Annotated in this window: 3 protein-coding genes; 1 reads left to right on the forward strand and 2 read right to left on the reverse strand. The window is 53.7% G+C overall.

Annotation, left to right across the window (positions count from 1 at the left end; translation table 11 throughout):
- Positions 1 to 207 precede the first annotated feature (207 nt).
- Positions 208 to 1,524, reverse strand: coding sequence for a polysaccharide biosynthesis/export family protein (locus RC85_RS24575; RefSeq protein ID WP_235033260.1), 1,317 nt, complete (start codon positions 1,522 to 1,524; stop codon positions 208 to 210).
- Positions 1,521 to 2,837 carry a tetratricopeptide repeat protein gene (locus RC85_RS24580; RefSeq protein ID WP_068267397.1) on the reverse strand — a complete coding sequence of 439 codons (1,317 nt, stop codon included), beginning with the start codon at positions 2,835 to 2,837 and terminating at the stop codon, positions 1,521 to 1,523. The genes RC85_RS24575 and RC85_RS24580 overlap by 4 nt, the downstream gene beginning before the upstream one ends.
- A gap of 293 nt (positions 2,838 to 3,130) precedes the next feature.
- Between RC85_RS24580 and RC85_RS24585 the strand changes: the two genes are divergently transcribed.
- Complete coding sequence (locus RC85_RS24585; protein WP_068267400.1) at positions 3,131 to 5,452, forward strand: heavy metal translocating P-type ATPase; 2,322 nt, start codon at positions 3,131 to 3,133, stop codon at positions 5,450 to 5,452.
- The last annotated feature ends 164 nt before the right edge of the window (positions 5,453 to 5,616 follow it).

Below are 5,616 nucleotides of genomic sequence, written 5' to 3' on the forward strand. Positions count from 1 at the left end.
CAGGGAGCTGCCGGCCCTCCGGGCCTATTGCGCAGTAACTGATGCGACGTCCCGAGCGAAAGGCGACTATAAAAAGTCGCATGTTCCTTAGTAGGTTCGCAATCTGCAAGAACAGTCGCGGTCCAACCCACCAGTGGCGCAGGCTTCCGGCTTGCTCTTTCAAGAGCAGCAAACCGCAGGCTTGAGCCACTTCAAGTTTCGGTGAACCTACAAATTCACGTTGTCGATCTGAATCGGAAAGATTCGATACAGACCATCGGTGAAGATCTGTGCCGCCCAATTATTGAACCGCGTGATTGGCTTGTCGGGAACAATAATCACATCGCCATCACGAAGCCAGATTTCATCAGCCGGCGTAGGTCGCTTGCCTAGCATCGCCCCCTGCAGATCCAACATTGTTGAAATGATTCGCCAATCTTCCGCTCGTCGAAAAACGACAACTTGGCGAAGGTTGCCACCAACTTGGTTACCACCGGCCGATGCAATGGCACCCAGAACCGTTGTTGGTGCGTCAAGTTGAATTCGCCCAGGTGTTCCGACTTGCCCTAGCACGTGAACGAAATGAGGAGCCTGTGCGACCAGCAACGGTTCCGTATCGATTCCCACGACCACTTCGCCATAGCGCAAATTGAGTTCGCGTTTTAGCTGGTTCAGCGAGAATCCTTGCACGCAAACTTCGCCGATGCCTGGCAAGCGAATTTTGCCGTCGGGCATCACGGTGACCGTCAATGTTTGTTGATTAAAACCGCCCTGGCCACCAATCGCGTTGCGAATGTCTTCGGCCAACGTATTGGTCTTTACTGGCGTCACATCGATCGCGGGATCCTTCAACATCGAACTGTATTCTTCGTTCAGAAACTCGCGGAGTTGCTCGACTGTCATTCCCGATGCGTGGACTTGGCCAAGCATTCGAACAGTGATCGTTCCGTCGGGCTGAATCACCAATCCATTTTCGAGTGTACCGCGAGTCAATTCCTCATCGCTGACCGATTCAATCAACACTTCATCACCGGGCATCAAACGATACGGGCCAACTTTTTGTCGCCGAGTAATCAAGTAGACGACTTGGATTTGGTCTCCTGGACGCAACCGATATTCGCTCAAGTGCGCCAGTCTTGATGGTCCCGCATATCCGCCTGGTCCGTACGCGTCAAAGGCCATTGGCCGCATGTCACGCCATCGTTGTTCGGCACCTTCGCCGCAAGCGCAATCAACCCCGACCATGCATTTCTGGCATCCGCCACGGCACGGAAATCCACCGGGCGTATTGCGACATCCGCAGCCGTCATCAATCACCAACGCTGCGTCGCCAGCGGTAGGCGTTGATGCTGGAACGGAAAGCGAACTTTCAGCAGTACTTCTGCTGGCGACCCGAAACGGGATTTCCTGAGCAGACAATGGCACGAACAAAGACGTTTCAGCGACCAAACCCAAGCTACCTAGCATTGCGAGCAAGATAAAAAGCGATCGGCCTAAAACGGTACCCTTTGGAACCACCGTTGATGTGATTTTACATTCACTCATTTAGAGTCGCTCTTCCAAGGTGATTTGATCGATTGGAACCAACGCGTAACAGGGTTCTTTGCTTTGGTCTCGGGTTCTTCCATCACAGCGGTTCGTGCGGGCTTTGCATGGAGAGAATGGTTAAGCTCATCCAAACGCGTCGAGGCGAACGAAACAGGAACCACTGCTTTCGGAGTCGCTGCAGTCGCTGCACTGGGCGTCATAGAATTGGGCGTCAAAGCATTAGATGCCGACACTTCTTGCATCACAGGCCTGGATACCGATGCGAATTCACTTGGCGATAACTGAGTGATGATTGGCACGTCTACTTGCGGTGTTTCCTTTACCGTCGAAGACTGCCTCGAATTCGCTAGCACAGCGTCGGCCGCATCCCCTGGAACACCTTCGCGAAACCGTGAACGCACGGCGACTTGGTTTCTCCATTGATCCGCGGCTGCAACTTGGCCAGAGCGCTGCATCAACGAAGCCAACCGATTGGCGATGACAGGCTGGAAATAAATTTGCAAACTGTGTTCCAACGCCCACTTCGCTTCGTCAACCAATCCGACGTCGGCTAGTTGCATTCCCAATCTGGCCGCCAGATCGGCATTGTCCGGTTGTCCCTGCAAAGCCGCGCGACGCAGACACAGTGCGGTCTCGCCGGGCAGTTGCTTCGATTCGTTTCGCCCCAGATAAATCGCGGCAAGGAAGTCGATGGCCTCCGCACAACGAGAATCGCGAGCAGCGATGGGGGCCAGGTTTCGCCTAGCCAGATCAAGATAGCGATCCGCGGCCACCGCGGCAGTCAATCCATCGACATCGTCGGTGGCGATTAAATTTGTACGATGTGATTTGGCGAGTCGCAACAGTGATCCAGAGTCCGTTGTTGCGTAGCTGCTACCAAAATCGCGAGCTTCCAGAATTGCATCCTTTGCGACACGAAAACGATCGCCTGCATCAATGCGATCCCTGCCATCATTCCCCGATCGCAGATCGATCGCTTGACTGAAAAGTGAGATCGCTTCCCAGGCGGATTGTTCGGCTGATAACCAAGCCTTGGAATGGTATTCGATCTTGGCTTGCTCTAACTTTTGGCATGCCTTGTCCGAGGAAGCCATGGGGGTGGTGGACTGCAACCACGATTTCGCTTGCCTGCCACCCAAATCCTGCTGATCAGTTCTTTCAGCGACGCTTCCACCAACTCTTTGACCAACCGCCGGTAACCGAGTCGGCTTACTACCGAATTCACTAATCGATTGACCTTGCACGCCGGCGCTGTTGAGCGAGACGCCACAGGCAAAGGTTCCAGCGATGATGAGAGAACTAAGTTTCACGGAAATCTTGTTATCAGTTTGAGATAAACGATGAACGGATAGTTACCTTGCGATAGGTGACACCACTGATGAGATCGGTTAATCGGACCAACAATCACCGCTAATCCCAACCGGTTCTTTCATCACGACCGGTCTGAGTCCGATCGACCCGCACAACCGTTAAAGGTTATCTGCCGACCTCGTTGCCGTGTTTTTGGATCCCTGGCTATGATGAACAATCCTCACCGTGAATTGCCCGTCGTTTTTGAATGATCAAAGCTTTCCAATGACCATTCGCAGCACCGAAAGCACCCATGCAGTCCATTGAGTTGACCGTTTCTGGCATGACATGTGTCGGATGCGCCCAATCGATCGAACGTGTCCTGGGGGCGACTGCTGGGGTCGAATCATCTCAGCTTAGCTTCCCATCCGGGCGACTAGCGGTGACTTTTGATCCGGCAAAGATCGAAAGCGAAACGATTGTTGATGAAATCCGCCAATCCGGTTTTGATGCAGAATTAGCTGCCCCGGAAAGTCGGTTTGCTGGAAAAGCGATGCCTAGTTTCACGCTGCCAGTGATTGACGGACCGACCCGTTCCAATCAATCAACGCAGGCGAACCGCCAACGTCGCAAGCAACAACAAAACCTGCTGGTTCTGGGAGTCTTGCTAACGATTCCCTTGTTCACGATCAGCATGGGGCGTGACTTTGGATTGTGGGAAAAGCTAACCGGATCGCACTGGGCTCATGCGACCTGGGTCGGATGGTTGATGCTTGCGTTGGCAACGCCGATCCAGTTCATCGTCGGTCGCCAATTTTATGCTGGTGCGTTGTCTTCGTTGCGCCGTCGCTACGCCAACATGGACGTGTTGGTCGCGATCAGCACATCAACCGCTTACTTTTACAGCTTGGCGGTTTTGATTGGTGGGTTGTTTGGAATTAGATCGTGGGGCGATCACGTTTACTTTGAAACATCGGCCACCATCATCACGCTAATTCTGGTCGGTCGCTGGGTCGAATCGCGAGCGAAGCATCGAACCGGGATCGCGATCGAAAACCTGCTTGGGATGCAGGTCAAAACAGCAACCGTTCGTCGCGATGGAAAAGAAGTAAAGGTTGACGCCGGACAAGTCATCGTGGGTGATGAAATTGTTGTTCGGCCGGGCGAGAAAATCCCTGTCGATGCCAGTGTGATTGAAGGTCATTCCGCGGTCGATGAAAGCATGTTGACCGGCGAGAGTTTGCCGGTCGAAAAAACAATCGGCGAGCCTGTGTTTGGTGCGACCATCAATCGCGAAGGGATACTGGTCGCGCGGGCCACCAAGGTCGGCAGCGAAACAACGCTGGCCCAGATCATCCTGCAAGTCGAAAAGGCGCAATCCACCAAAGCTCCGATTCAGGAATTGGCTGACCAGATTTCAGCCGTTTTTGTTCCCATCGTTTTGGCGGTCGCCGTTGCCGCCTTCTGCATTTGGTTCTTCATCGTCGGCGATGCAACCCAAGCGATGCTTCGAATGATTGCGGTGCTGATCATTTCTTGCCCGTGCGCGATGGGCTTAGCAACGCCGCTGGCTGTCATGGTCGGAATGGGACGCGGTGCCGAGAATGGAATCCTGTTCAAGTCCAGCGAATCGCTGCAACGTGTCAGCCGTGTGACCCACGTTTTGCTTGACAAAACCGGCACGATCTCGCGCGGCGACTTGAAGGTCAGTGACGTGATCGTTTTTCCTGGTGCGGATGATTCGACCTACACCGAGAACGAACTACTGAAGATTGCGGCATCCGCGGAACAGGCAAGCGAGCATCCTGTCGGCCGCGCCGTGGTTGCCGAAGCGTCCATGCGTGGCGTGGCACTGATGAACTGCATCGATTTCTCGGCGACACCCGGCCGCGGGGTCGCAGGCGAAGTCGATGGAAAACGAGTCCGAGTTGGCACATCATCGTGGATTCAGAATTCAAAGACACCGCAACAAAGCGCAACCGAAGATCTGTTGCAGCGACAAGCCAAGACAGTGTTTTGCGTGGAGATCGATGGGCAAGTTGTCGGTTTGATCGCCGTTTCAGATTCAATCAAACAAGATTCAGCAAACGCGATTGCAAGTTTGCATGCGATGGGCCTGCGAACGGCAATCATTACCGGTGACAACGCGAACACAGCGAACGTGATCGCAGACCAAGTCAACATTGATGACGTTTACGCAGCGGAACTTCCCGCGGGGAAAGCCGACCGTGTTCGCGATTTGCAAAACCAGGGTCACGTCGTCGCGATGGTGGGTGATGGGATCAACGACGCACCAGCACTCGCCCAATCCGATGTAGGCATTGCGATTGGAACAGGAACCGACGTCGCGATTGAGTCCGCCGAAATCACTTTACTTGGCGGCGATTTGACGGCGGTCAGCAAAGCGATCCGTTTGTCCGCTTCCACGCTGCGAAACATCAAGCAGAATTTATTTTGGGCATTCGCCTACAACATCCTGTTGATTCCGGTCGCCGCTGGTGCGCTGGCATGGATCGAAGGTGCTCCACTGTTTCTAAAAGAACTGCACCCAATTTTGGCGGCTCTAGCGATGGTCTGTTCCGACATTGTGATTGTTGCCAACGCATTGCGACTGCGCCGCATACCGATCGACTAAGGAACGAGCAGAAAATTAGTGTCGCCTTTCGCAGGGGACGACGTATCAATTACTGCCGGATTGGTGTCGTCACTCATCCCAAGGGAAGTCGAACAAATCAATGCAAATTGTCGTTGATCGATCCGCGATCATAACGCTGGTGAATAGTCCCGAAGGGACGGAAG

The sequence above is a fragment of the Rubripirellula obstinata genome (assembly GCF_001642955.1).
Classification (GTDB): domain Bacteria; phylum Planctomycetota; class Planctomycetia; order Pirellulales; family Pirellulaceae; genus Rubripirellula; species Rubripirellula obstinata.